This window comes from Aeromonas lusitana (assembly GCF_002812985.1).
GTDB classification, from domain to species: domain Bacteria; phylum Pseudomonadota; class Gammaproteobacteria; order Enterobacterales; family Aeromonadaceae; genus Aeromonas; species Aeromonas lusitana.
Map to the genome: position 1 here is coordinate 21158 of NZ_PGCP01000033.1, position 24827 is coordinate 45984.

Below are 24827 nucleotides of genomic sequence, written 5' to 3' on the forward strand. Positions count from 1 at the left end.
TCTTGGAGCCATGATGAAGCTGTTTCTGACCATGTTGCTCACCGCCTTGCTCGGCGCCTGCGCCAGTGCCCCTGCGCCCGAGAATCGCGCCTACCTGACCCCGGCCACCAGCCTGCTGCTGCCGCCCCCGGAGCGAGCTCAGCCCCTCTATCGCCAGCAACTGCTCAGTGCCCACAGCAAGGGGGGGGAGCATCAGCTGCTCACCGTGCTGGAGGCCGATGGCCACAAGCTGACCCTGGTGGGGCTGACCCCGAGCGGGATCCGGCTGTTTCGGGTGAGCTATGAGGGGGAGGTCATTCGCACCGAGCAGCTCTCCAACCTGCTGGGCGGGGCGGCGCTGCCCCCGGTGGCCCAGGTGCTCGCCGACGTGATGCTGAGCTACTGGCCCATCGCCACCTGGCAAGCCAGGCTGCCGGAGGGCTGGCACCTGGCAGACGAGGGCATGGTGCGGCGCCTGACCGATCCCGATGGCAAGCTGGTGAGCGAGATCCACTACCGGCAGGTCGACGGGGAGCGCGAGCCGGTGCAACTCATTCAGCACGCCTTCGACTACCAGTTGCAGATGGAGAAGCTGGCACCATGAGTGTGAAAACAAACAGCGCTTCCCCAGTGACCCCTTGTTATATCCGGGACTATGGCCTGATTTGTGCCTTGGGGGAGGGCAAGGCGGCCGTGTCTGCGGCACTAAGCGCCTGGCACAGCTCTGGCGTGACGCCGCTTGACCGTGAACAAGCTGAGCTGAGCGATGGCCGGCTCACCCCGGTTGGCCGGGTGCGCGCTGAATTGCCAACGATACCGGCGGCCCTGGCCCCCTATGAGTCGCACAACAACCGCCTGCTGCTGGCGGCACTGGCCCAGATCCAGCCCGCCCTCGATGAGCTCAAGAGCCGGTTCGGCGCGGATCGCATCGCCATCGTGCTCGGCACCAGCACCTCGGGCATTGCCGAGGCCGAGGCCGCCGTTGCAACGGCGCAAGCCGGTCAGCCGCTGCCAGCCGGGTTTGACTATCGCCAGCAGGAGCTGGGCTCGCCGAGTGAGTTTCTGGCGCGATATCTGGCCCTCACAGGGCCTGCCTATACCCTCTCCACCGCCTGCTCATCGAGTGCCCGCGCCTTTATCAGCGGTCAGCGGCTGTTGATGAGTAGCCTGGCGGATGCGGTTATCGTCGGTGGGGTCGACAGTCTGTGCGGGCTGACCCTCAACGGCTTCGACAGCCTGGAGTCCCTGAGCACGGATCTCTGCCACCCCTTCGGGAGCGATCGGCGCGGCATCAATATAGGGGAGGGGGCAGCCCTCTTCCTGCTGACCCGGGAGCCCGCGAGCCTCGCCCTGCTCGGCGCCGGAGAGTCCTCCGATGCCTGGCACATTTCCGCCCCCCATCCAGACGGGATCGGAGCCGAGGCCGCCATGCGCATGGCGCTGCAACAGACAGGTTTGGAAGCCGTGGATATTGATTACATCAACCTGCACGGCACCGCGACCCGGCTCAATGACGAGATGGAGAGCAAGGCCCTGGCCCGCTTGTATGGCGACGAGAGCACGGCGCCTTGTAGCTCCACCAAGATGCTGACCGGTCATACCCTGGGGGCGGCGGGGGCCATAGAGGCGGCGCTCTGCTGCCTGCTGATGGAGCAGGTACTGACCCCCCCGCATCAGGGCGGCGTGCAGGACCCGGCGCTGGCGCCCATAGCGCTGGTGCAACCGGCCTCTGCTGCCGAGATAGGCAAGCCCCTCGCCCGGGTGTTGTCGAACTCCTTTGCCTTCGGCGGCAATAACGTCAGTCTGCTGCTGGGGCGCAGCGGCCAGGATCATCAGGGGAAAGCGTTATGAACGACATCACCATTGCGGAACTGTTGCCCCATCAGGCGCCCATGCTGCTGCTGGACAAGCTGCTCGACTATCAGGGCGCCCGGGTACGCTGCGAGACCCGGGTCGGTGCGCGTCACGACCTGCTGCTGGACGAGCAGGGCAGGCTGCCCGCCTGGGTCGGACTGGAGCTGATGGCCCAGACCATAGCCGCCTGGGCCGGTATGCGGGGCCGGGAGCGAGGGGAGCCGGTGCGCATCGGCATGCTGCTCGGCAGCCGTCAGTATCAGAGCCAGGTGCCCAGCTTCGAAGCCGGCGAGCGGCTCGTCATCGAGGCCGAATGCCTGCTGGAAGATAACGGCATGGCCAGTTTCGAATGCCGGATCCTGCGCGGCGATCTGCCCTGCGCCGAGGCCAGGCTCAGCACCTATCTGCCGAGCGATGAAGAGTTGTCGGCACTGCTTGGTTAACGTTTTAATTGTCGTTTTGACTGCTTTTGTTTCACTCAGTAGTCGAATTGTCTGATTTTTGGAGAGGGAGTGAGGATGAATTCCACCGTACTGGTGACAGGTGCCAGCAAGGGCATAGGTCGCGCCATCGCCCTGAAGCTGGCCGCCGATGGCTTTGATATCGTGGTGCACTATCACGGCGATCGGGAAGGGGCCGAGGGTACCCTGAGGGATCTGGCGGCGGCGGGGGGCCAGGGGCGCCTCATCCAGTTCGATATTTCGGACCGGGAGCAGTGCCGCAGCCGCCTGGAGGCCGACATCGAGGCCCATGGCGCCTACTACGGCGTGGTCAGCAATGCCGGCGTCATCCGTGATGGCGCCTTCCCGGCCCTGACCGACGAGGATTGGGACGGGGTGCTGCACACCAACCTGGACGGCTTCTACAACCTGCTCAAGCCCTGCATCATGCCCATGATAGGGCTGCGCCGGGGCGGTCGCATTGTCACCCTGTCATCCGTCTCCGGCATCATGGGGAACCGGGGGCAGGTCAATTACAGCGCCGCCAAGGCGGGTATCATAGGGGCCAGCAAGGCCCTGGCGCTGGAGCTGGCCAAGCGCAAGATCACGGTGAACTGCGTGGCCCCCGGCCTCATCGACACCGGCATGGTCAATGCCGAGGTAGAGGCCGAGGCGCTGAAGATGATCCCCTTAAAGCGGATGGGGCAGGCCGACGAGGTCGCGGGCCTGGTCTCCTACCTGATGTCGGATATCGCGGGCTATGTCACCCGTCAGGTGATTTCAATCAACGGGGGCCTGATATGAGTGGACTCATGAAACCAGTGAACCATCTGGAACAGCAGGAAGGGAGAGCAGCATGAAGCGTGTCGTCGTCACCGGCATGGCCGGGGTGACCGCCTTTGGCAATGACTGGCAGAGCGTGGGGCCCCGTCTCAAGGGCGAGCACAACGCCGTGCGCGAGATGCCGGAATGGGCCGTCTATGAGGGGCTCAACACCCGGCTGGCGGCCCCCATCATGGACTTTACCCTACCGGCCCGCTATCCACGCAAGAAGACCCGGGCCATGGGGCGGGTCTCCCAGTTGGCGACCGTGGCGACCGAATTGGCCCTGACCCAGGCCGGGCTCATCGACCATCCGGTACTGACCGGCGGGCGCACCGGCATCGCCTATGGTTCCTCCACCGGCAGCACGGATCCCATCAGCGCCTTTGGCGCCATGCTCAACGACAAGACCACCGCCAGCATCACGGCCACTACCTATGTGCAGATGATGCCCCACACGGCGGCGGTCAACACCGGGCTCTTCTTCGGCCTGCGCGGCCGGGTCATTCCCACCTCCAGCGCCTGCACCTCGGGCAGCCAGGGCATAGGCTACGCCTATGAGGCGATCAAGCACGGCTATCAGGATCTGATGGTGGCGGGGGGCGCGGAGGAGCTGTGCCCGTCCGAGGCCGTGGTGTTCGACACCCTGTTTGCCACCAGCCAGATGAACGACAGCCCGGCGCTCACCCCCAGACCCTTTGACAAGGCGCGGGATGGGCTGGTGATAGGGGAAGGGGCGGGGACCCTGATCCTGGAGGAGCTGGAGCACGCCAGAGCGCGCGGGGCCCACATCTTCGCCGAACTGGTGGGCTTTGCCACCAACTGCGATGCGGCCCATGTGACCCAGCCCCAGCAGGAGACGATGCAGCTCTGCATGGCACTGGCGCTGGCGGATGCGGGCCTTGCGCCCAAGGATATCGGCTACATCAGCGCCCACGGCACGGCCACCGAGCGCGGCGATATCGCCGAGAGCCATGCCACCGCGGCCCTGTTTGGCGACAAGACCCCCATCTCTTCCCTCAAGAGCTATTTCGGTCATACGCTTGGGGCCTGTGGCGCCATCGAGGCCTGGTTATCTCTGGAGATGATGGCAGAAGGCTGGTTTGCGCCGACCCTCAATCTGAATGAGCCGGATCCCGCCTGCGCCCCCCTGGATCACATCCAAAGCGGCGGCCGGGTGCTGGATGTGGAGTACCTGATGTCCAACAACTTTGCCTTTGGCGGCATCAATACCTCCCTCATCTTCAAGCGTTGGGCATGATGGACTGCGCCCGTTCAGCTCGGGTGCAGCTCCAGTTCAGCTCCAGTACAGCCTGGGTTTAGCTTCGATTAATTAAGATGCCTTCCACTTTTAGGGAGGCATCATGTCCGTTTCATTCTCTTTTTCAACTTCATCTCTGCTGCGCCGTGGCCTGACCGCAGGCTTGTTATCCACCTTGCTCTGGGCCCTGGCCTCACCAGCCCTGGCCGACGATGAATTCCGGCTCGGCAAGACCCTCTTGCTGGGAGTCGGTGATCGCCCGGCCATCATTCCCATGATCGTCTGCCGGCCGGTCAAGTCCATCATGGTGAAGGCGGAGCGGGAGCTGACCCTGGACAGGGTCAAGGTGTTCTATGGCGATGATCGCAGCAAGACACTCTCTTTCGATCGGGATCTGGGGCGGGATCAGGACTCGGGCTGGAAATCCCTGGGGACCAGGCTCTGCATCAAGAAGATCGAAGTCTATGGCAATTCAGAAGGCAGCAAGGCGGGGGTCAAGGTCTACGGCAGAAAATAGCCGGCGGGAAACGAGTGACAGCCAGTAAAAAAGTGGCCGGGGAAACCCGGCCACTTTTTTATATGCAGGATAGATAAGATGGCTTATTTCTTGGGGCGAAATGGCTTGATGACGCTCTCGTCGCACTCGAGATAGGGGCCGTCCATCAGATCGATGCAGTAAGGGATGGCAGGGAAGACCGCATCCAGACACTCGCGAATGGACTTGGGCTTGCCCGGCAGATTGACGATGAGGCTGCTGCCACGCAGGCCGGCGGTCTGGCGCGACAAAATGGCGGTGGGGACGAACTTGAGGGATTCTGCCCGCATCAGCTCACCGAAGCCCGGCATCATGCGATCGCACACCGCCTCAGTGGCCTCCGGGGTCACATCCCGCTTGGCCGGGCCGGTGCCGCCTGTGGTGACGATGAGGCTGCACTGTTCCTCATCCGCCAACTGGATCAGGGTCGCCTCAATCTGATCCTGCTCATCCGGGATGAGCCGGTAGACGGCTTCCCACTCCGAGGTCAGATAGGCGCTCAGGGTCTCCATGATGGCCTTGCCGGAGAGATCCTCATAGACGCCTGCGCTGGCGCGATCGCTGACGGTGACGATACCGATTCTTGCCTTGCTCATGAGCGGCTCTTTGTCGTGCTGAAAGTGGTAAATAAAATAACATAATCAGTGAGATATGTTAAAGCACCGCGCTCGCATCACAGAGATGCAGGAAGAGATGGCCCGAATGAAAACAATTCACGCCTTACCAAATATTCGGGAATAAGAAGGGCGACACGAGTCCGTAAATTTTCTAAAAAAAACCGCATGTGAGGGTTTTCCATAATCGGCTGAATCTTAACGAATAAATCTATTTACCCGCCCTTATCCCTGCAGATGGCTCAAAAACAGGACTCCTGTGACTCGGCGCTGACTGAACCAAGATCGCCGCTCTCTTATATAACCTTTCTTACGGACAGTGAAATTATGTGCTGAGCGTAGTTTGGATGTGTCACACATGAGGCCTCTGGCCAGGAGGGCGTATGGAGCTGCCAGATTTCGATACTCTCAAACATTGGGCCCTCGTCGAGCCGGAGCGGCTGGATGAACTGCTGCACAAGCAAATCGATGCCCTGATCGAACAGGTGGGGCCAGAGCGGCAACGACGACTGCGAGGGTTGCAATTTCGCATCGACTGCCAGCGACGGCTGGCCAAAAACAATCTGGACAGTTGCATCCGGATTGCCAACATGATGCATGAATCCTTCTATGCAATGCGCAGCCAGATCAATGACCTCCAGCATGAAACTGCCCCCCTGGTGGATGGCGCCGTGCCCGGAAATAATGTTATCCGGCTCGCTGACCATCGCCGGGATAAATAGAATATTTAGCCGTTTTATTTATATTTTCATCTTTTTTCATAAGCCAAATCACCACCTTGTTAATAAGCGTGGTGGCTTGTTTGTTATTTGCTGCAAATGGAGGTTGGTGGCGAAATAAATAACGCGATAACGGTTTCGTGGCATGGATATATATGGAGGAATAAAGTGGCTAGGGTAATATGTCGCTACGTTTAATTTGCTACGACTCAAGGGAATGATGAGAAGTATTACTCCAAGACGGGTGTTGTCGCCGGAACAGCAGACAGAGATCACCCGCATCATCGTCAAGGTGGGCCAGCTGCTAGCTCAATACGGCGCCGAGGCGCGGATCATAGAGCAGACCACGGTGCGGCTCGGCCTGGCCCTGGGGCTGGAGAGCGTCGAGCTGGCGCTCTCTGCCAGTGGCATCGTCTTGACCAGCCTCTACCAGGGGCACTGCGTCACCACCACCCGCCGGGTGCGGGATCAAGGCATCAACATGCAGGTGGTGTGCGAGGTGCAGCGCCTCTGCATCCTGGCGGAGAAGGAGCTGATCGGTGCGCGGGAAGTGCGCCAGCGGCTCGATGCCATAGTGCCGTTCCACTATCACCCCTGGCTGGTGGTCCCCGTGGTGGGCTTCTCCTGCGGTGCCTTCAGCCTGCTGTTCGGTGGCGATTGGCCCGTCTTCCTGGTGACCTTCGTCGCCTCCGCGGTGGCGATGCGGGTGCGCCAGCTGATGGCACGCCATCACCACAGCCCGCTCATCAACTTCGCCGTGACCGGCTTCGTCGCCACCCTGATTGCCTCGAGTGCCACCTACTTCGGCTGGGGCGAGCAACCCTATCTCGCCATGGCGGCCAGCGTTCTGTTGCTGGTGCCGGGCTTCCCGCTCATCAATGCGGTATCCGACATGGTTAAGGGCTATTTCAACATGGGGCTGGCGCGCTGGGGCACGGCGACCCTGCTTACCATCAGCGCGGCCATCGGTATTATCCTGGCCATGTCGGTCACCGGTATCTGGGGGTGGCAGGTATGATGGATCTGCTCTGGCTGCTGGCCAAGGATGCGTTCTGGTCGGCCTTCCCGGCGGTGGGCTTTGCCATGTTGTTTAACGTGCCGCCACGCATGTTGAAGTATTGCGCCATGGGGGGCGCTCTGGCTCACAGCCTGCGCACCCTGCTCATCCACTACGGCATGCCCATCGAGTGGGCCACCTTGGCGGCCGCCACCACGGTGGGCTTTGTCTGCGTCTACTGGTCGCGCCGTCTGCTGGCGCCGAGACCCGTGTTCAGCGTCGCCTCCATCATCCCCATGATCCCCGGCAGTTATGCGTTCAAGGCGATGATCGCCGTGGTGGAGCTCAACATCTCGGGTGTGACCATGGAGCTGCTGCAGGGGGCGGTGGAGAATGGGTTAAAGGCTATCTTTATTGTAGGGGCATTGAGCTTTGGGCTAGCGATACCCTCCTTGGTCGTGTACCGTAATCGGCCCATAATATGAATGATTGTGTGAGAGGCTGAACCATGAAAATTTCCATGATTGCCGCCATGGCGCACGATCGCGTGATTGGCCTGGATAACCAGATGCCATGGCACTTGCCCGCGGATCTCGCCCACTTCAAACGGGTCACCCTGGGCAAGCCGGTGCTGATGGGGCGGAAGACCTTCGACTCCATCGGTCGTCCCCTGCCCGGCCGCCGAAACTTAGTTATTAGTCGTAATTTAGGTTTTAAAGCGCCTGATGTTGAGGTTTTCACATCAATCGACGAAGTGTTAGCAACCTTATCTGAGATCGACACTCCGGAGGAGCTGATGGTGATCGGTGGCGGTCATCTCTATGCCCAGCTGCTGCCCCAGGCGAGTCGCCTCTATCTGACCCGGATCGATCTGGCGGTGGGGGGAGACACCCGTTTTCCGGCCTTCGATGAGGCTGACTGGGTGAGGCTCGAGAGTGAATCCCACCCCGCCGACGAGAAGAACCCTCATCCTTACTGTTTTGAAACCTGGCAGCGCCGCTAGCCGGTTTTGGATCTGACAAGCCCCCGCACTGCGGGGGCTTTTTTTTGCACATTTTGCGTCTGTTTTTTGATGCGACAGACCTCTTCCTTACCCTCTATTTTTCCTCTCTCTGATGTCAGAAAAATAATTCGCTCTGTAATGATTTAAGAGGCAAATCATCCGACTCCAGAACGCCGCTCTAACCACCACCTGCTCATCTGTTGATCCCCTTGATATTGCTCATCAAGACAGGGAGTTATTGGGTGTAATCATCATAAAATCCCTATTTTTATAGTCATTAACGCCCATCTGTTGAATTTTTGTTTCAATAAATAGTCGTTTAAAATCATATGCTTATTTTCATATATTTATGACAAGACTCTTATGGTTCTTCTTTTGGTGTTGGTTTTTGTTTAGTGTTAAAAGTAATTGGTTCGCGTTCGACAGCTGAAACAGCAAGATGTCGGCCATAAAAAAAGGACAATATGACAGTCAAGCTTGAGGTCAAATCACTCTATAAAATCTTCGGGGAACATCCGGAAAAAGCGTTCAAATTACTGGCAAAAGGGCACGACCGCGCCAGCATCTTGCAAAAGAGCGGGCAGACCCTGGGGGTGCAGGACGTCAACCTCGCCATCCAGGAGGGGGAGATCTTCGTGATCATGGGGCTGTCCGGCTCGGGCAAGTCCACCCTGGTGCGCCTCTTCAACCGGCTGATCGAGCCGACCCGTGGCCAGGTGCTGATCGACGGTGAAGACATAGCCGCCATCTCGGACAGCGAGCTGCGTCAGGTGCGGCGCAAGAAGATCAGCATGGTGTTCCAGTCCTTCGCCCTGATGCCCCACTTGAGCGTGCTGGAAAACACCGCCTTCGGCCTGGAGCTGGCCGGGGTGGCGCTGGCGGAGCGCCAGCACAGCGCCCGCCAGGCCCTGCATCAGGTGGGGCTGGGTCAGTGGATTGACGCCTACCCGGATGCCCTCTCCGGCGGCATGAAACAACGGGTCGGCCTGGCCCGAGCCCTGGCCAATGACCCGGATATCCTGCTGATGGATGAGGCGTTCTCCGCGCTGGATCCCTTGATCCGCACAGAAATGCAGGATGAACTACTCAAGCTGCAGGGCAGTCAGCAGAGAACCATCGTCTTTATTTCCCACGATCTGGACGAGGCGATGCGCATCGGCGATCGCATCGCCATCATGCAGGACGGTCAGGTGGTACAAGTCGGCACCCCGGACGAGATCCTGAACCAACCCGCCAACGACTATGTGCGCGCCTTCTTTCGCGGGGTGGATCTGGCCAATGTATTCAGCGCCCGGGATGTGGCGAGCCGCAAACAGGTACCCCTTATCAAGAAACACACCACGGACGGGCCGGGCAACGCCCTGCGTCAGCTCAAGGATCTGGAGCGGGAATACGGCTATGTGGTGGATCGCAGCCGTCGCTTCCTCGGCGTCGTCTCGGTCGAGTCGCTGAGCCAGGCGGTGCGTGACAAGGGCAGCCTGGAGCAGGCGCTGCTGGCAGACATCCAGCCCATTTTGGCGGATACCCCTCTCAATGAACTCATCAGCCAGGTGGCCGCCGCCCCCTGTCAGGTGCCCGTGGTCGAATCGGATGGCAGCTATCTGGGGCTCATCTCCAAGGCCAACCTGCTGAACACCCTGGACAGGAGTACCCCGGCATGAAATTAACCTCCCCCTATCGTCTGCTGGCAGGCATGCTGGCGTTATTGCTGCTGGCGAGTGCCCCCGCTCGGGCCGACGACGTCGCGGCCGATCCCTGGGCTACAACCACTGAGGCGAGCACAGAGGCCGCCAGCAACCCCTGGGCGAGCACCGACACCACCGCCGCCGACTGGCAGAACCAGATAGCGAGCGCAGAGACAGATGCGCAGATCAACTGGCTGGACCCTTTCCAGCAGGCGTTTGTGCCGCTGGATTCCTGGGTCGAGAGTGGCATCGGCTGGCTGGTCGAGAACCTGCGGCCCCTGTTCCAGCTGATCCGGGCGCCGGTGGAGCTAACCCTCAATGGCATGACCCATCTGCTGCAGACGGTGCCATCCGCCCTGATGATAGGGCTGCTGACCCTGGTCGCCTGGCAGCTGGTCAACGGCCGCATGGCCCTTGGCACGCTTGTGTCTCTTATCGGGATCGGCCTCATCGGTGCTTGGTCCGATGCCATGGTGACCCTGTCACTGGTGCTGACCTCGCTGTTCTTCTGCGTCCTGATTGGCTTGCCGGTCGGTATCCTGCTGGCGCGCAGTGAGCGGCTGTCGCGCTGGACCCGGCCCCTGCTGGACGCCATGCAGACCACCCCGGCCTTCGTTTACCTCATCCCCATCGTCATGCTGTTTGGCATCGGCAACGTACCCGGCGTGGTGGTGACGGTGATCTTCGCCCTGCCGCCCATGATCCGGCTGACCATGCTGGGGATCCGCCAGGTGCCCGCAGACTTGGTGGAGGCGGCTCACTCGTTCGGCGCCAGTCCATCCCAGCTGCTGTTCAAGGTACAACTGCCGCTCGCCATGCCCACCATCATGGCCGGGGTCAACCAGACCCTGATGCTGGCGCTCTCCATGGTGGTGATCGCCTCCATGATCGCGGTCGGTGGCCTGGGCCAGATGGTGCTGCGGGGCATAGGTCGCCTCGATATGGGGCTCGCCTCCATCGGCGGCCTCGGCATAGTGCTGCTGGCCATCGTCCTCGATCGTCTGACCCAGGCCATGGGACAGCCGGATCGCAGCCGGACCGGCCGCTGGTATCAGCGCGGCCCCGTGGCCCTGCTGCTGCGGCTGTGCGGTCGCAGCCCATCCATTCAATGCAAAGGAGCAACCTCATGAGACGCATCACCACCAGCCTGACCCTGGGCGCCCTGCTACTCAGCACAGTCGCCATGGCCAGCGCCGAGCTGCCGGGGGAGGGGGTCAAGGTGCAACCCTTACAGAGCTCCCTGCCGGAAGAGGCGTTCCAGAGCCTGCTGGTCAGCAAGCTGATGGAGCGGCTCGGTTATGACGTCCAGCCGGCGCAGGAGGTGGACTACAACGTGGCCTATGCCTCGGTGGCGCAAGGGGACGGCACCTTCCTCGCCTTTAACTGGATCCCGCTGCAGGACAACAAGTACGAGCAGGCGGGGGGGGACAAGGTATTCTTCCGCCAGGGGACCTATGTGGCCGGCGCCGCCCAGGGCTATCTCATCGACAAGAAGACGGCCACCCAATATGGCATCACCAACCTCGGTCAGCTGAAGGATCCCAAGCTGGCGGCGCTGTTTGATGGCGACGGTGATGGCAAGGCCGATCTGGTGGGGTGCAACCCAGGCTGGGGCTGCGAGGAGGCGATCAACCACCACCTCGACGAGTTTGGGCTGACCCCGACCGTGACCCACAAGCAGGGCAACTACGCGGCTCTCGTCGCCGATACCCTGGCTCGCTACCAGAGCGGCAAGCCGGTGCTCTATTACACCTGGACGCCGTACTGGCTCAGCAGCGAACTGGTGCCGGGACGGGACGTGGTCTGGCTGGAGGTCCCAGCCGATGCCAGGGATGCGGCCAAGACCCGGCTGCCAAACGGCAAGAACTACGGTTTTGCGGTCAATACCATGCACATAGTCGCGAACAAGGCCTTCACCGATGCCAATCCGGCGGCGGCCAAGCTGTTTGCCATCGTCAAGCTGCCGCTCAACGACATCAACATCCAGAATGGCTTGATGAACAAGGGACAGAACAAACCGGCGGATGTGGAGCGCCACGCGGATGCCTGGCTCAAGGGGCATGAGCAGCAGGTCAACGACTGGCTTGCCCAGGCGCGCACCGCAGCGCAATAAGTCGCAACTCTGACAGTGGAGGGATGCTTCCCCCCGATAGACAAAACGCCCGGCATTGGCCGGGCGTTTTTTATGGGCAGAATAAGGGGCTGGCGGGATCAGCTCCCGGAGCTGCCTTGCTCGCCGTTTTCCTCGTGCAGGCCGCATTCTCGCTTGAGACCGAAGAAGCGGGTCTGCTCCTCACTCATGCCAGGCTCCCACTTGGTGGTGGTGTGCACATCGCCGACCGAGAGGTAGCCCTGATCCCACAGGGGGTGATAGGGCAGGTCGAACTCTTTGAAGTAGTAGAAGACGTCCTTGTTGCTCCAGTCGATGACCGGCAGGAACTTGAAGCGGCCGCGCGCGATGGCGAGCACAGGCAGCTGGCCACGGCTGCCGGACTGCTCCCGGCGCAGGCCAGAGAACCAGGTCTGGGCGCCGAGTTCCGCCAGGGCGCGGTCCATGGGCTCCACCTTGTTGAGCTGGTTGTAGCGGGTGATCCCCTCTACTCCCTGTTCCCACAAGAGGCCGAAGCGCGCCTCCTGCCAGGCTGGCGAGAGCTCGGCACGGTAGATCTTCAGGTTGAGCGCGAGGCGCTCGGTCAGCTCGTCGATGAAGCAGTAGGTCTCCGGGAACAGATAACCGGTATCGGTCAGCACCACGGGCACATCGCTTTTCTCCTGGCTTACCAGATGCAGCATCAGCGCCGCCTGGATGCCGAAGCTGGACGATAGCACGTGTTCTCCCGGCAGGTGCTTCAGGGCCCAGCGTACCCGCTCGGGGGCGCTCATGGCGTCCAGCGCCCGGTTAAGGGGGGCCAGCACCTCGACCTGCTCCTCCCGACTCAGGGCCAGCAGGGCCTGCAGATCGAGCCGCCCGTCGGCGGTGAGCCTGGGCTGCCCGCTAGTTGCTAGTTCAGGCTGCATAGAAGTCCCTCGCGGAATCGATAACTGGCGCCACTATGCCTGCGCGGATCACGAAGTCGCCGAAGCACTCGGCTTCGTCGCGCTCCTTGGCCCAGCGGCCGATCAGGGTGTCGAGCTCGGCCAGGATCTGCGGCTCGGTGATGTTCTCCTGATAGAGACGCGGAATGCGGGTCCCCTCCAGGTTGCCACCCAGGTGCAGGTTGTAACGACCTGGGGCCTTGCCCACCAGACCCACCTCCGCCAGCATGGCGCGGCCACAGCCGTTCGGGCAACCGGTAACCCGGAAGATGATGGCGTCGTCCGCCTGCCCATGCTTGGCCAGCAGGCCTTCGATGTCGGTGACGAAGGCCGGCAACATGCGCTCGGCTTCGGCCATGGCGAGCGGGCAGGTGGGCAGGGCCACGCAGGCCATGGACTGCTTGCGCTGCTCGCTCACGCCGTCATCCAGCAGGCCATATTGGCGGACCAGCTTCTCGATGCGGGCCCTCTCCTTGGCGGGGACGCCGGCGATGATGAGGTTCTGGTTGGCGGTCAGGCGGAAATCCCCCTGATGCACCTTGGCAATCTCCAGCATGCCGGTCTTGAGGGGCTTGCCCGGGAAGTCCAGCAGGCGACCGTTCTCGATGAACAGGGTCAGGTGATGCTTGCCATCAATGCCTTCCACCCAACCGAAGCGGTCGCCACGGCTGGTGAATTCGTAGGGGCGAACCTCGCCAAACGAGATGCCGGCGCGGCTCTCCACCTCGGCCTTGAAGGCCTCGACGCCCACTCGCTCCAGCGTGTACTTGGTTTTGGCGTTCTTGCGGTTGACCCGGTTGCCCCAGTCGCGCTGGGTGCTGACCACGGCGGCCGCCACTTCCAGCACGTGGGAGAGGGGGATGAAGCCGAAGTCGCTCGCCTTGCGCGGATAGGTAGTTGTATCGCCGTGGGTCATGGCGAGGCCGCCGCCCACCAGCACGTTGAAGCCCACCAGCTTGCCGCCATCGGCAATGGCCACGAAGTTCAGATCGTTGGCGTGGATGTCCACGTCGTTGTGGGGCGGGATAACGACCGTGGTCTTGAACTTGCGCGGCAGATAGTTGGAGCCGAGGATGGGCTCCTCATCGCCGCCAAGTTTCTCGCCGTCCAGCCAGATCTCCACATAGGCGCGGGTCTTGGGCAACAGGTGCTCGGAGATCTTCTTGGCCCACTCGTAGGCCTCCTGATGCAGCTCGGATTCCACCGGGTTGCTGGTACAGAGCACGTTGCGGTTCACATCCCCCGCGGTGGCTATGGAGTCGATGCCGGTACCGTTGAGGGTCTGGTGCATCAGCTTGATGTCGCGCTTCAGCACACCGTGGAACTGGAAGGTCTGGCGGGTGGTGAGGCGAATGCTGCCGTACAGGCTGTGCTCCTCGGCAAACTTGTCGATCACCTGCCACTGGGCCGGGGTGATGATGCCGCCGGGCAGGCGGGCTCGCAGCATGACGTTGTGCAGGGGTTCGAGCTTCTGGGCGGCGCGCTCCGGGCGGATATCGCGGTCATCCTGCTGATACATGCCGTGGAAGCGGATCAGCTGGAAGTTGTCGCCGTTGAAGCCGCCGGTGAGGGGATCCTGCAGATCCTGCTCTATGGTGCCGCGCAGGAAGTTGCTCTCGCGCTTGAGGCGCTCGTTGTCGGAGAGCGGTCCTTCCACCGGTCCCGGAATCACTTGTTTGCTCATCAATAGACATCCCTTTGATAACGTTTGGCACGACGCAATTCGCTCAAATACTCTTCTGCTTCCTCACGGCTCTTGTGGCCGTGTTCGGCAATCACATCCAGCAGCGCTTGCTGCACATCCTTGGCCATGTGGTTGGCGTCGCCGCACACATAGAAGTGGGCGCCGGCTTCCAGCCATTGATAGAGCTCGAGGCCAGCTTCCCGCAGTCTGTCCTGCACATAGATCTTGTGGCCCTGATCCCGGCTAAATGCCAGCGAGATCTTGCTGAGCAGGCCGGACTTCACATAACGCTGCCACTCCACCTGATAGAGGAAGTCCTGGGTGAAGTGGGGGTTGCCGAAGAAGAGCCAGTTCTTGCCTTCTGCTCCCTGGGCTTCCCGCTCCTGCATAAAGGCGCGAAACGGCGCTATGCCGGTGCCCGGACCCACCATGATGACGGGGGTATCCGGGCTCGCCGGCAGGCGGAAGTTGTCGTTGTGCTCAACGAACACTCGCACCTCGGCCTCTTCGGCCAAGCGGTCTGCCAGATAGGAGGAGGCGCCACCGGAGCGTACAGTGCCATCGGCCTGGGGATAGCGCACCACGCCGACGGTGAGGTGCACTTCTTCTTCCACTTCGCTCTGGGCGGAGGCGATGGAGTAGAGGCGGGGGGTGAGCGGGCGCAGCAGGCTGACCAGTTGCTCGGCGCCGAGCTTGGCGGGGAAGCGCTTGAGCACATCCACTACCTGGGCAGAAGCGACAAGAGCGTTGACCTGGGCCTTGTCGCCGGCGAGATCTTTCAGGGCAGCGTTGCCTGAGATGTCGGCGAGGCCCGTGATAAAGCCGCCGTGCAACCTGGTTAGCTCGAAGTGACGGGTCAGGGCCGCGCGCAATGGACCCTGGGCGGTGGCTTCATCCCCGGCAAGACCGGTCAGGGCCAGCACCTCGTCCACCAGGGCTGCGTCGTTGTCAAACCAGATGCCGAGGGCATCGCCGGGTTGATAGGTGATGCCAGACTCCTCGAGATTGATCTCGATATGACGGATGTCCTTGGTGGAGTCGCGGCCAGTGACCTTCTGATTGAGGGAGAGGCGGGCAGGGAAGGGGTTCTCCTTGTGATACTGGCTGTGACCGACCGCACTTTGCACCGCGCCAGCCAGGCTGGTTGCCGCGCTGGCGGCGCCGCCAGCAGACAGGGTAGTGGCGATGGCTTTCACCGCCTGCTCGCCCCAGGCCTTGGCGGCCTCCTGATAATCCACGTCCAGGCTGGCGAGATCATGGATGCGATCGGCCCCCGCCTTGGCGAAGAAGCCATCGAAGTCCTTGCCGGTCTGGCAGAAGAATTCGTAGGAGCTGTCACCCAGGCCCAGCACCGCGAACTTGAGCCCCTCCAGCTTGCCAATCTTGCCCTTCTTCAATTGCTCAAACAGATCGACAGCGCTCTCCGGCGGCTCACCCTCCCCGTAAGTGCTCACTACCACCAGCAGGTGGCTCTCTTTCTTGAGCTGCTTGGGTTTGTAATCGGCCATGGAGACCAGGGTGACGGGCAAGCCCAGAGCTTGTGCCTGCTTCTGAATGACGGCGGCCGCCCCCTTGGCATTGCCGGTCTGGGAGCCGTAGAGAATGGTCAGGCTGCCGCCTGGCGCCGCGCTGGTGGTCGTGGTGGTCACCGGCTGCTGGCCCGATTGGGAGAGGCCATAGAGATAGCCGCTCACCCAGGCAAGCTGCTGGGTATTGAGGGTGGTGAGAACCTGATTCAGCTGGCGCTGCTGCTCGTCAGAGAGCGGACTTATATTAGGGATCTGGGCTGTCAATTGCATCACACACGTCTTCCATGGTCTGATTTTTGGTCAGGGTAAGGGGTGCAATGAATAACAACAAAGAATAAAAATATCTTCTTTATGCGATTTGTGAATTTATAAAGTCGGGATCCGGCTCAGCACCGCCTTGACTCATGGTATAAAAGAGCAGTAATGAGTCCCTTCTCCCGTCACAGGATATGTCGATGACCAGATTGTTTCATGTCAATGCCTTCAGCCAGCACCCCTTCGGCGGCAACCCGGCGGTGGTGGTGCTGGGGCCTGAGCGGCTCACGGCCGAGCTGCAGGCCATGGCGGCCGAGTTCAACCTCTCCGAGACCGCCTTCCTCACCCCGTTAGGAACTGCTCACTACCAGTTGCGTTGGTTCACCCCGGCGCTGGAGGTAGATCTCTGTGGTCACGGCACCCTGGCGGCGGCCCACGCCATCTGGGAGGCCGGGCTGGCGACGGCCGACGAGGTGCTGCGCTTCGAGACCCGCAGCGGCGTATTGACCGCGGCGCGGGAGGGAGACTGGATCTGGCTCGATTTCCCGCGCATTCCGCTTGGTGCCTTGACCCTGGACTCGGCTTACGCCGCCGCCCTGGGCTGCCAGCCGCTGCAGACCCTGGCCGCTGGTGCCAAGTTCCTGCTGGAGCTGGGAAGCGAGGAAGAGGTGCGGGCTCTCAAGCCGGACTTCCACGCCCTGCATGCCCTGCCGGGTCGCGGTCTGATGGTCACTGCGCCGTCGAGTAGCGCTGAGTATGATTTCGTCTCCCGCTACTTCGCCCCCTGGGTGGGGGTGAATGAGGATCCGGCCACCGGCTCCAACCACTGCGCCCTGGTGCCGTTCTGGGCCGATCGCCTCGGCAAGACGCAGCTGCGCGCCCGTCAGCTCTCGGCGAGGAGCGGGGAGCTGCGGCTGCGGCTGGCAGAGGAGAGGGTACAGATGGCCGGCCAGGCACTGACCCTGTGGCAGGGGGAGTGGTTGCTGCCTCCTGCCAAATAAGGGGCACTCCCGATCTGCCGCGCATCTATGTGCATCGCACCTAAAAAAACGCCCCGCAATTGCGGGGCGTTTTGATGGCGCTCGAGGGCAGAGGGACTCTGCCCTCGATGGCTTGTTGTTGCGGACCTTACTTCTGCGGACGCAGGGCCGGGAACAGGATGACGTCGCGAATGGTGTGGCTGTTGGTGAACAGCATGACCAGACGGTCGATACCGATACCCTGACCGGCAGTGGGCGGCAGGCCGTGTTCCAGCGCGGTGACGAAGTCGGCGTCATAGAACATGGCTTCGTCGTCGCCTGCGGCTTTCTGATCAACCTGATCCTGGAAGCGCTTGGCCTGATCTTCCGCATCGTTCAGCTCGGAGAAGCCGTTGGCCAGCTCGCGGCCGCCGATGAAGAATTCGAAGCGGTCGGTCACGTCCGGGTTCACGTCGTTACGACGGGCCAGCGGGGAAACGGCAGCCGGATATTCTGTGATGAAGGTCGGTTGCAGCAGCATGTGCTCCACTGTCTCTTCGAAGATGGCAGTGATCACGTGGCCCAGCTCCCAGCCCTTCATCAGCTCGATGTGCAGACGCTTGGCGACAGCCTTGGCGCTCTCCAGGGTGGCCAGATCGGCCAGGGTCACATCCGCGTTGAACTTCAGGATGGACTCGACCATGGTGAGGCGCTGGAACGGCTGACCGAAATCGATGGTCAGACCCTCTTCGCCCTCTTTGGCGTAACGGATCTTGGTGTCACCCAGGATGTCCTGGGCCAGGGTGCGCAGCAGCTCCTCGGTCAAGTCCATCAGATCGATGTAATCGGCATAGGCCATATAGAACTCGATCATGGTGAACTCGGGGTTGTGACGCACCGAGATGCCTTCGTTACGGAAGTTGCGGTTGATCTCGTACACGCGCTCGAAACCACCGACCACCAGACGCTTCAGATAGAGCTCGGGAGCGATACGCAGGTACATGTCGATGTCCAGCGCATTGTGGTGAGTGACGAACGGACGCGCGGAGGCACCACCCGGGATGACTTGCATCATGGGAGTTTCCACTTCCATGAAGCGCTTCTCGTTGAAGAACTTGCGGATGCCGGCGACCACCTGGGTGCGGATCATGAAGGTCTTGCGGGACTCTTCGTTGGCGATGAGATCCAGGTAGCGCTGACGGCAACGGGCTTCCTGATCGGTCAGGCCCTTGTGCTTCTCGGGCAGCGGACGCAGTGCCTTGGTCAGCAGACGGATGGTGGAGACGTGCACGGACAGTTCACCGGTGTTGGTACGGAACAGAGTCCCTTCCACGCCGACGATGTCGCCCAGATCCCACTTCTTGAACTGCTCGTTGTAGAAGCCTTCCGGCAGATCGTCACGGGTGACGTAGATCTGGATCTTGCCAGCCATGTCCTGCAGGGTCGCGAAGGAAGCCTTGCCCATGATCCGGCGGGTCATGATACGACCGGCAATCTTCACCCGTTTACCCAGGGCCGTCAGCTCGTCGGCACTCTTGTCGCCGAACTCTGCATGCAGGTCGCCGGACAGGCTGTCACGACGGAAGTCGTTGGGGAAGGGATTGCCCTGGGCGCGCAGGGCGGCCAGCTTGGAGCGACGCTCAAGCATCTCGTTGTTCAGTTCGAGAGTTTGGTCGACTTCCGGAGTAGTGGTTTGTTCAGACATGGTGATTCCTGCTGTGCTGTTTACAGGCCTGATTTCAGGCTGGCTTCGATAAACTTGTCCAAGTCGCCGTCCAGCACCGATTGGGTGTTGCGGGTCTCGACGCCGGTGCGCAGATCCTTGATACGGGAATCATCCAGTACATAGGAGCGGATCTGGCTACCCCAGCCGATATCGGACTTGGTCTCTTCGAGGGCTTGCTTCTCGGCATTCTGCTTCTGAATTTCCAGCTCATAGAGCTTGGCTTTCAGCTGCTTCATACACTGATCTTTGTTTTTGTGCTGGGAACGGTCGTTTTGGCACTGTACCACCACCCCGGTCGGGACGTGGGTAATACGCACCGCGGACTCGGTCCGGTTGACGTGCTGACCACCGGCGCCGGAGGCACGGTAGACGTCGATGCGCAGGTCGGCCGGGTTGATCTCGATGTCGATGTCATCGTCGATCTCGGGATAGACGAACACGGAACAGAACGAGGTGTGGCGACGGCCGCCGGAATCGAACGGAGATTTACGGACCAGACGGTGCACGCCGGTCTCGGTGCGCAGCCAGCCGAACGCGTATTCACCGGTGAACTTGATGGTGGCGGACTTGATGCCGGCCACGTCGCCGTCAGACAGCTCGATCAGCTCCGGCTTGTAGCCGTGGGCATCGCCCCAGCGCAGGTACATGCGCAGCACCATGTTGGCCCAGTCCTGGGCTTCGGTGCCACCGGAACCTGACTGGATGTCGATGTAGCAGTCAGAGCCGTCGTGCTGGCCGGAGAACATGCGGCGGAACTCGAGATCCACCAGCTTGGCTTCCAGCTGATCCGCTTCGACGATGGCCTCGTTGAAGGTCTCTTCGTCTTCGCCTTCGACCGCCAGGCTGACCAGCATCTCCACATCGTCGACGCCCTGGGTCAGGGTGTCTATGGTGCCGACCACGTTTTCGAGCGCCACGCGCTCCTTGCCAAGCGCCTGGGCGCGCTCTGGCTCATTCCAGACATCCGGCTGTTCCAGCTCGGCATTGACCTCTTCTAGACGCTCTTTCTTGGCGTCATAGTCAAAGGTACCCCCTAAGCAGCTCGGTCCTCTCAGACAGCTCCTTAAGCTTATTTAATACAGGATTGACTTCAAACATCGTGAAAACTCTCGGGGTCGATGTGATTTAAAAACGGGACATTCTAGCCAATTGTGGAAGGAATAAACAGGGTTGGCTGGCATGGCATGGCTGCCAGCGGTGATTTCTGATGCTATTGGCAAGGTTTCAGTGGAAAATATCGCCACTGATGCCATTCACCGCTTCAGTTTTGTGCCCATTGGCCGCTATCTCTCTCAAGAGTGCCATGCACTTTGCGAGCAATCCTGTTCCTGACCCCACAAGAAGAAAGCACGATGAACAATCTATCACTCAAGCAGAAGATACTGTTGTCTGTGGTCATCGCCCTGTCGCTGGTGATCCTGCTGCTCTCCTGGCAGAGCTATACCAGTCAGAAGTCCCTGCTGCTGCAAGGCAGTCAGGAGCAGGTGCAACGCCTCGGCAGCCAGCAGGCAGAGCGGATCAGCGACTGGCTCGCCGCCCGTCGCGACGTCGTCCAGGCTCTCGGCAACAAGGCTACCCCAGAACCCCTCAACGCCCTGCAACAGGCGCAAGTTTCCGGCCGCTTCCAGCTCACCTACTTCGGTGAGGGCAGCGGCAAGATGCACGACTCCGACCCTTCCATCAATCGCGATGGTTATGATCCCCGCTCCCGTGGCTGGTATCAGGAAGCCATGGGCAAGGGCGCTTTGATCGTGACCAAACCCTATCTGGATGTGGCCTACAACATCATGGTGGTGACCCTGGCCCAGCCGGCTCAGGGCGGCGTGGTCGGTGGTGACCTATCCATCGCTTCTCTGGTGGAGGACGTCACCAAGATGGCCCTGCCGGCGGACGGCGTCGCCATCCTGATGCACAAGGACGGCACCGTCATCGCCTACAAGGACGCAGCCAAGGCGATGAAACCGGCCACCGAGATCGACAACGATCTGACCAACGGCCTGATCGAACAGAGCAAGGCGAGTCAGGGCCTGGTGCCGGCCTATTTCGACAACGAAGGTCGTGACAAGCTGCTGTGGGCGGTAGACATTCCGAACACCGACTGGGAGCTGGTGCTGGTACTGGACAAGGCCACCCTGGAAGCGCCGCTCTCCTCCCTGCTGCTGACCCAGCTCGGTCTGGCCCTGCTGGTGCTGGTGGGCAGTATCCTCGCCATCTCCTGGCTGGTCAGCCTGCTGCTCGGCCCGCTCGGCAAGGTCTCCCAAGCCCTGGCCCGCATCGCCGACGGTAACGGCGATCTGACCCAGCGTATCAAGATCGACGCCAACGACGAGGTGGGTCAGCTGGCCAACAGCTTCAACCGCTTCGTCGGCAGCCAGCACCAGCTGATCGGCAACATCCGCCAGCTGGCCAACGAGCTGAACGCCGATGCGGAGCGCAGTCTGGTGACCAACCAGGCCGCGGTGGAAGAGCTGCAGCGTCAACAGCAGGAGGTGACCATGGTCGCCACCGCCGTGACCGAGATGGCGAGCGCCACCATGGAGATCGCCGGCAACGCCGAGAACACGGCCGCCGCTGCTCAGCAATCTGCCCAGAGCAGTGAGCAGGGCAAGATGCTGGTGAACCAGACCCGTGCCTCCATCAACAACCTGGCGGAGGAAGTGGGTCAGGCCACCGGCGTCATCGGCGAACTGAGCCGCCACGCTCAGGCCATCTCCGGCATCCTCTCAACCATCCAGGGCATCGCCGAGCAGACCAACCTGCTGGCACTGAACGCGGCCATCGAGGCGGCCCGTGCCGGCGAGCAGGGCCGTGGCTTCGCCGTGGTGGCGGACGAGGTGCGGGTGCTGTCGCGCCGCACCCAGGACTCCACCCAGGAGATCCAGGCCACCATCGAGACCCTGCAGCAGACCACGGCCCGTGCGGTGAGCCTGATGCAGACCAGCCAGGGGCTGGCGGACAACAGCGTGAAAGACGCCGATGCCGCTGCCGCCGCGCTCGAAGAGATCACCCAGGCGGTCTCGCTCATCTCCGACATGGCGGGTCAGATCGCCACCGCCGCCGAGGAGCAGACCCAGGTGACCGGCGAGATCACCCAGAACACCACCGCCATCAAGGACGTGAGTGACGAGATCACCGCCGCCGCCATGCGGGATCTGGATCAGGCGCAGGGCCTCAAGGGCCGTGCCACCAACCTGAACCAGCAGGTGTCGACCTTTATCCTCTAAGTGAGCAGCGGGCTGTCACATAGGCAGCCCCATGACGCCAAAGCCCCGTACTTCTGTGCGGGGCTTTTTATTGGTTGCTTATAGGAGTCCCAGTGCTACCCCGTGAGGGGAGAGGTCATAAGGTGTGTTGTTGGCAGGGCTGGTGGGATAAGGCGCAGACAACATATCTGCCACGCCCGACGTTGGCTGTGGCCAGAAAACAAAGAGCCCACCATAAGGTGGGCTCTTGTCTCTGAACGGTGGACTTGCCGGTTACAGGAAGGGCAGGGCCAGGAACAGCTTGATCACCATGGCATTGATGATGTCGATGAAGAAGGCACCGACCATGGGCACCACCAGGAACGCCATGTGGGACGGGCCGAAGCGCTGGGTGATGGCCTGCATGTTGGCAATGGCGGTCGGGGTGGCACCGAGACCGAAGCCGCAGTGACCCGCCGCCAGCACGGCCGCGTCGTAGTTGCTGCCCATGACCCGGAAGGTGACGAAGATGGCGTAGAGCGCCATCGCCACCGTCTGGGCGGCCAGCAACACGAAGATGGGCAGGGCCAGGCTCGCCAGATCCCAGAGCTTCAGGCTCATCAGCGCCATGGCCAGGAACAGGGAGAGGCTGACGTTGCCGAGCAGGGAGACTTCCCGATCGCTCACCTCGTGCCATTTCAGCAAAGAGAGCAGGTTACGCAGCAAGACGCCGACAAACAGCACGCAGACGAACACAGGCAACTCGAGGGCGCTGCCCTGAAGGGCGGCGGAGAACAGCGCGCCCCCCTTGAGGCAGATGGCGATGAGGGCCACGGTTTCAATCAGGCTGTAGGTGGTGATGGGACGCTCCATCTCGGGCATCTCGAAGACCTGGGGTGCATCGTCACTGTTGTGCTCGGCGCCAGGCACCTGCACCTTCTTCACCAGGTAGCGGGCAACCGGACCGCCGATGAGGCCACCCAGCACCAGACCGAAGGTGGCACAGGCCATGGCGAGTTCGGTGGCGGATTGCAGACCGTACTTCTCGCTGAAGATGGCGCCCCAGGCCGCGCCGGTACCGTGGCCACCGGACAAAGTGATGGAGCCGGCCAGCAGTCCCATCAGCGGATTCAGGCCGAGCAGGGTGGCCAGACCTATCCCCAGAATGTTCTGCAGCAGCAGCAGGCCTATCACCACCAGCAGGAAGGTGACCACCGCCTTGCCGCCACGCTTGAGGCTGCCCAGATCGGCGGAGAGGCCGATGGAGGCGAAGAAGGCCAGCATCAGGGGTGTCTGGAAGGCGGTGTCAAAGCGCAGCTCCACGTCCATGCTGGCACGCAGCAATACCAGGACCAGGGCGACCAGCAGGCCCCCTGCAACGGGCTTGGGAATGCTGAAGGTGCGCAGCACGTTGATCCGGTTGACCAGGGATCGGCCGAGCAGTAATACCAGGGTGGCGGCGACCAGGGTCGCGTAAGGGTCAAGTTGTAGCATTCGGTACTCCCATGTTGATTGGCTGTGTCTTTGGCGAGAAAGACGCACAGATTCAGCCGGGATAAAAACAGTGTGGCTCAGGGCCAATTTAAAGAGGGGGCCTGGGGCCCCATCCCACGCAAAAATGGGATCGATAGGATCCTGACAGCATCAGGCATCCAGATGACATTTATGAAAAATCCGCCGGATAGTAGCAAAAAGCACCATTTATATCCATGTTCATCAGATTAATGGTTGTCATAGTATATTTTTACGGCATTTAAAACTAACGCAGGCCGTCACATTCCGGGCCGAAACCCGGATCCCGCGGCTGTCATTTGGGCCGCCAGTCTTTATAATTCGCCGGTTTCCAATCCGGGGAGAGGAGCCGGTGGGGTTGAACCGCCGGGCCGGCACAGAGAGATGATTTGCCGACGGTCGTCACCATGAGGTGAGACCGCTGGAGGCAACAACCTGGATCTGCGACCCTGACGTCATCGGCGCTGGCTCTGCAAGTGCAAGTCGGCGATGGGGCGGATCCACGGATAATGAGTCAACACGAGAGGAGAGGGTGTGAAGAAGTCTATCTACATCGCCAACACAGGCGGCACCATAGGGATGCAGCGTTCCGACCACGGCTATGTGCCGATGGTGGGCTTCATGGAAGACTGTCTGGCACGGATGCCCGAGTTTCATCGGCCCGAGATGCCGTCCTATCACATTCACGAGTACGACCCCCTCATCGACTCCTCCGACATGACCCCGGCGGACTGGCAGCGCATCGCCGAAGACATTCGTGACAACTACGAGAAGTACGACGGTTTCGTGATCCTGCACGGCACCGATACTATGTCGTTCACCGCCTCGGCGCTCTCCTTCATGCTGGAAGACCTGCACAAGCCGGTGATCATCACGGGCTCCCAGATCCCGCTCGCCGAGCTGAGATCCGACGGTCAGCAGAACCTGCTCAACGCCCTCTACATAGCGGCCAACTATCCGATCCACGAGGTGACGCTGTTTTTCAACAACCAGCTCTATCGCGGCAACCGCAGCAAGAAGGTACACGCGGACGGC

General features: G+C 61.3%; 23 protein-coding genes. 16 read left to right on the forward strand and 7 right to left on the reverse strand.

What is annotated here, in order from left to right; genetic code table 11:
* Window positions 1-13: 13 nt before the first annotated feature.
* The 6 genes from CUC44_RS16965 to CUC44_RS16990 all read left to right on the forward strand — a co-directional run bounded on the left by CUC44_RS16965 (window position 14) and on the right by CUC44_RS16990 (window position 4873).
* Entirely contained in the window at window positions 14-583 is a 570-nt protein-coding gene (locus CUC44_RS16965) for a DUF3261 domain-containing protein (protein WP_100861055.1), read from the forward strand.
* Entirely contained in the window at window positions 580-1830 is a 1251-nt protein-coding gene (locus CUC44_RS16970; RefSeq protein ID WP_100861056.1) for a beta-ketoacyl-[acyl-carrier-protein] synthase family protein, read from the forward strand. Before CUC44_RS16965 ends, CUC44_RS16970 begins: the two co-directional genes overlap by 4 nt.
* Window positions 1827-2276 (forward strand): hotdog family protein, encoded by a 450-nt coding sequence (locus CUC44_RS16975; RefSeq protein WP_100861057.1) that lies wholly within the window; start codon window positions 1827-1829, stop codon window positions 2274-2276. Before CUC44_RS16970 ends, CUC44_RS16975 begins: the two co-directional genes overlap by 4 nt.
* Window positions 2277-2351: 75 nt before the next feature.
* Entirely contained in the window at window positions 2352-3077 is a 726-nt protein-coding gene (locus tag CUC44_RS16980) for a 3-ketoacyl-ACP reductase FabG2 (protein ID WP_100861058.1), read from the forward strand.
* 52 nt (window positions 3078-3129) lie between these two features.
* Window positions 3130-4356, forward strand: coding sequence for a beta-ketoacyl-ACP synthase (locus CUC44_RS16985; RefSeq protein WP_100861059.1), 1227 nt, complete (start codon window positions 3130-3132; stop codon window positions 4354-4356).
* 103 nt (window positions 4357-4459) lie between these two features.
* A complete protein-coding gene (locus CUC44_RS16990) occupies window positions 4460-4873 on the forward strand; it encodes a DUF2541 family protein (protein ID WP_100861060.1) in 414 nt (137 codons plus the stop codon).
* Window positions 4874-4956: 83 nt separating this feature from the next.
* Here CUC44_RS16990 and mog read toward each other — a convergent pair whose 3' ends face one another.
* Window positions 4957-5487 (reverse strand): molybdopterin adenylyltransferase, encoded by a 531-nt coding sequence (gene mog / locus CUC44_RS16995; RefSeq protein WP_100861061.1) that lies wholly within the window; start codon window positions 5485-5487, stop codon window positions 4957-4959.
* Between the two features lie 401 nt (window positions 5488-5888).
* On the opposite strand from mog, the gene CUC44_RS17000 reads away from it, so the two are divergent.
* The 7 genes from CUC44_RS17000 to proX all read left to right on the forward strand — a co-directional run bounded on the left by CUC44_RS17000 (window position 5889) and on the right by proX (window position 12022).
* Window positions 5889-6227: a DUF3135 domain-containing protein gene (locus CUC44_RS17000; RefSeq protein ID WP_100861062.1), complete on the forward strand. Its 339-nt coding sequence runs from the start codon at window positions 5889-5891 to the stop codon at window positions 6225-6227.
* A gap of 214 nt (window positions 6228-6441) precedes the next feature.
* Window positions 6442-7242, forward strand: coding sequence for a threonine/serine exporter family protein (locus tag CUC44_RS17005; RefSeq protein WP_244166798.1), 801 nt, complete (start codon window positions 6442-6444; stop codon window positions 7240-7242).
* Window positions 7239-7706 (forward strand): threonine/serine exporter family protein, encoded by a 468-nt coding sequence (locus tag CUC44_RS17010; RefSeq protein ID WP_100861064.1) that lies wholly within the window; start codon window positions 7239-7241, stop codon window positions 7704-7706. Before CUC44_RS17005 ends, CUC44_RS17010 begins: the two co-directional genes overlap by 4 nt.
* Before the next feature lie 23 nt (window positions 7707-7729).
* Window positions 7730-8224, forward strand: a complete 495-nt coding sequence (folA, locus tag CUC44_RS17015) for a type 3 dihydrofolate reductase (protein ID WP_100861065.1) — start codon at window positions 7730-7732, stop codon at window positions 8222-8224.
* Window positions 8225-8688: 464 nt separating this feature from the next.
* Window positions 8689-9885 carry a glycine betaine/L-proline ABC transporter ATP-binding protein ProV gene (gene proV / locus CUC44_RS17020; RefSeq protein WP_100861066.1) on the forward strand — a complete coding sequence of 399 codons (1197 nt, stop codon included), beginning with the start codon at window positions 8689-8691 and terminating at the stop codon, window positions 9883-9885.
* Window positions 9882-11039, forward strand: coding sequence for a glycine betaine/L-proline ABC transporter permease ProW (gene proW, locus CUC44_RS17025; protein ID WP_100861067.1), 1158 nt, complete (start codon window positions 9882-9884; stop codon window positions 11037-11039). The genes proV and proW overlap by 4 nt, the downstream gene beginning before the upstream one ends.
* Entirely contained in the window at window positions 11036-12022 is a 987-nt protein-coding gene (gene proX / locus CUC44_RS17030; protein WP_100861068.1) for a glycine betaine/L-proline ABC transporter substrate-binding protein ProX, read from the forward strand. Before proW ends, proX begins: the two co-directional genes overlap by 4 nt.
* Window positions 12023-12120: 98 nt before the next feature.
* Here the strand turns inward: proX and CUC44_RS17035 are convergent, their stop codons facing one another.
* From CUC44_RS17035 to CUC44_RS17045, 3 genes are read right to left on the reverse strand one after another with little or no spacing between them, the layout of a single operon-like run.
* Window positions 12121-12927 (reverse strand): phosphoadenylyl-sulfate reductase, encoded by an 807-nt coding sequence (locus tag CUC44_RS17035; protein ID WP_100861069.1) that lies wholly within the window; start codon window positions 12925-12927, stop codon window positions 12121-12123.
* The gene (gene cysI, locus CUC44_RS17040; RefSeq protein WP_100861070.1) at window positions 12917-14629 is read right to left on the reverse strand and encodes an assimilatory sulfite reductase (NADPH) hemoprotein subunit; all 1713 of its coding nucleotides are present in this window, start codon (window positions 14627-14629) and stop codon (window positions 12917-12919) included. Before cysI ends, CUC44_RS17035 begins: the two co-directional genes overlap by 11 nt.
* On the reverse strand, window positions 14629-16428 hold the full coding sequence (locus CUC44_RS17045) for an assimilatory sulfite reductase (NADPH) flavoprotein subunit (RefSeq protein ID WP_167388937.1): 1800 nt from the start codon (window positions 16426-16428) through the stop codon (window positions 14629-14631). Before CUC44_RS17045 ends, cysI begins: the two co-directional genes overlap by 1 nt.
* Before the next feature lie 179 nt (window positions 16429-16607).
* Between CUC44_RS17045 and CUC44_RS17050 the strand changes: the two genes are divergently transcribed.
* A complete protein-coding gene (locus tag CUC44_RS17050) occupies window positions 16608-17414 on the forward strand; it encodes a PhzF family phenazine biosynthesis protein (RefSeq protein ID WP_100861072.1) in 807 nt (268 codons plus the stop codon).
* 127 nt (window positions 17415-17541) lie between these two features.
* Here CUC44_RS17050 and lysS read toward each other — a convergent pair whose 3' ends face one another.
* Both lysS and prfB read right to left on the reverse strand, forming a co-directional pair.
* Window positions 17542-19077 carry a lysine--tRNA ligase gene (gene lysS / locus CUC44_RS17055; protein WP_100861073.1) on the reverse strand — a complete coding sequence of 512 codons (1536 nt, stop codon included), beginning with the start codon at window positions 19075-19077 and terminating at the stop codon, window positions 17542-17544.
* A 20-nt stretch (window positions 19078-19097) separates the two neighbouring features.
* Window positions 19098-20196 (reverse strand): peptide chain release factor 2 gene (prfB, locus tag CUC44_RS17060; protein ID WP_100861074.1). Its coding sequence is split into 2 segments (ribosomal slippage): window positions 19098-20120 and window positions 20122-20196, totalling 1098 coding nucleotides; the frame shifts between segments, so codons are not numbered across the junction.
* A 254-nt stretch (window positions 20197-20450) separates the two neighbouring features.
* On the opposite strand from prfB, the gene CUC44_RS17065 reads away from it, so the two are divergent.
* Window positions 20451-22322 carry a methyl-accepting chemotaxis protein gene (locus CUC44_RS17065; protein WP_100861075.1) on the forward strand — a complete coding sequence of 624 codons (1872 nt, stop codon included), beginning with the start codon at window positions 20451-20453 and terminating at the stop codon, window positions 22320-22322.
* Between the two features lie 252 nt (window positions 22323-22574).
* On the opposite strand, the gene gltS is transcribed toward CUC44_RS17065, so the two are convergent.
* Window positions 22575-23774 (reverse strand): sodium/glutamate symporter, encoded by a 1200-nt coding sequence (gltS, locus tag CUC44_RS17070; protein WP_100861076.1) that lies wholly within the window; start codon window positions 23772-23774, stop codon window positions 22575-22577.
* A 552-nt stretch (window positions 23775-24326) separates the two neighbouring features.
* Here gltS and CUC44_RS17075 point away from each other — a divergent pair.
* Window positions 24327-24827, forward strand: a 501-nt coding sequence (locus CUC44_RS17075) for an asparaginase domain-containing protein (protein WP_208621085.1), incomplete at its 3' end; no start/stop codon positions are given.

Bases quoted from the DNA above. Each gene is read 5' to 3' on its own strand.
- CUC44_RS17005 (WP_244166798.1), top strand. From the start codon at position 6,442: ATGATGAGAAGTATTACTCCAAGACGGGTGTTGTCGCCGGAACAGCAG.
- CUC44_RS16990 (WP_100861060.1), top strand. From the start codon at position 4,460: ATGTCCGTTTCATTCTCTTTTTCAACTTCATCTCTGCTGCGCCGTGGC.
- CUC44_RS17065 (WP_100861075.1), top strand. From the start codon at position 20,451: ATGAACAATCTATCACTCAAGCAGAAGATACTGTTGTCTGTGGTCATC.
- CUC44_RS16985 (WP_100861059.1), top strand. From the start codon at position 3,130: ATGAAGCGTGTCGTCGTCACCGGCATGGCCGGGGTGACCGCCTTTGGC.
- CUC44_RS17010 (WP_100861064.1), top strand. From the start codon at position 7,239: ATGATGGATCTGCTCTGGCTGCTGGCCAAGGATGCGTTCTGGTCGGCC.
- proW (WP_100861067.1), top strand. From the start codon at position 9,882: ATGAAATTAACCTCCCCCTATCGTCTGCTGGCAGGCATGCTGGCGTTA.
- folA (WP_100861065.1), top strand. From the start codon at position 7,730: ATGAAAATTTCCATGATTGCCGCCATGGCGCACGATCGCGTGATTGGC.
- CUC44_RS16975 (WP_100861057.1), top strand. From the start codon at position 1,827: ATGAACGACATCACCATTGCGGAACTGTTGCCCCATCAGGCGCCCATG.
- proX (WP_100861068.1), top strand. From the start codon at position 11,036: ATGAGACGCATCACCACCAGCCTGACCCTGGGCGCCCTGCTACTCAGC.
- mog (WP_100861061.1), bottom strand. From the start codon at position 5,487: ATGAGCAAGGCAAGAATCGGTATCGTCACCGTCAGCGATCGCGCCAGC.
- CUC44_RS16970 (WP_100861056.1), top strand. From the start codon at position 580: ATGAGTGTGAAAACAAACAGCGCTTCCCCAGTGACCCCTTGTTATATC.
- CUC44_RS17035 (WP_100861069.1), bottom strand. From the start codon at position 12,927: ATGCAGCCTGAACTAGCAACTAGCGGGCAGCCCAGGCTCACCGCCGAC.
- CUC44_RS17045 (WP_167388937.1), bottom strand. From the start codon at position 16,428: ATGCAATTGACAGCCCAGATCCCTAATATAAGTCCGCTCTCTGACGAG.
- cysI (WP_100861070.1), bottom strand. From the start codon at position 14,629: ATGAGCAAACAAGTGATTCCGGGACCGGTGGAAGGACCGCTCTCCGAC.
- CUC44_RS17000 (WP_100861062.1), top strand. From the start codon at position 5,889: ATGGAGCTGCCAGATTTCGATACTCTCAAACATTGGGCCCTCGTCGAG.
- CUC44_RS17050 (WP_100861072.1), top strand. From the start codon at position 16,608: ATGTCGATGACCAGATTGTTTCATGTCAATGCCTTCAGCCAGCACCCC.
- CUC44_RS16980 (WP_100861058.1), top strand. From the start codon at position 2,352: ATGAATTCCACCGTACTGGTGACAGGTGCCAGCAAGGGCATAGGTCGC.
- lysS (WP_100861073.1), bottom strand. From the start codon at position 19,077: ATGTCTGAACAAACCACTACTCCGGAAGTCGACCAAACTCTCGAACTG.
- proV (WP_100861066.1), top strand. From the start codon at position 8,689: ATGACAGTCAAGCTTGAGGTCAAATCACTCTATAAAATCTTCGGGGAA.
- CUC44_RS16965 (WP_100861055.1), top strand. From the start codon at position 14: ATGAAGCTGTTTCTGACCATGTTGCTCACCGCCTTGCTCGGCGCCTGC.
- gltS (WP_100861076.1), bottom strand. From the start codon at position 23,774: ATGCTACAACTTGACCCTTACGCGACCCTGGTCGCCGCCACCCTGGTA.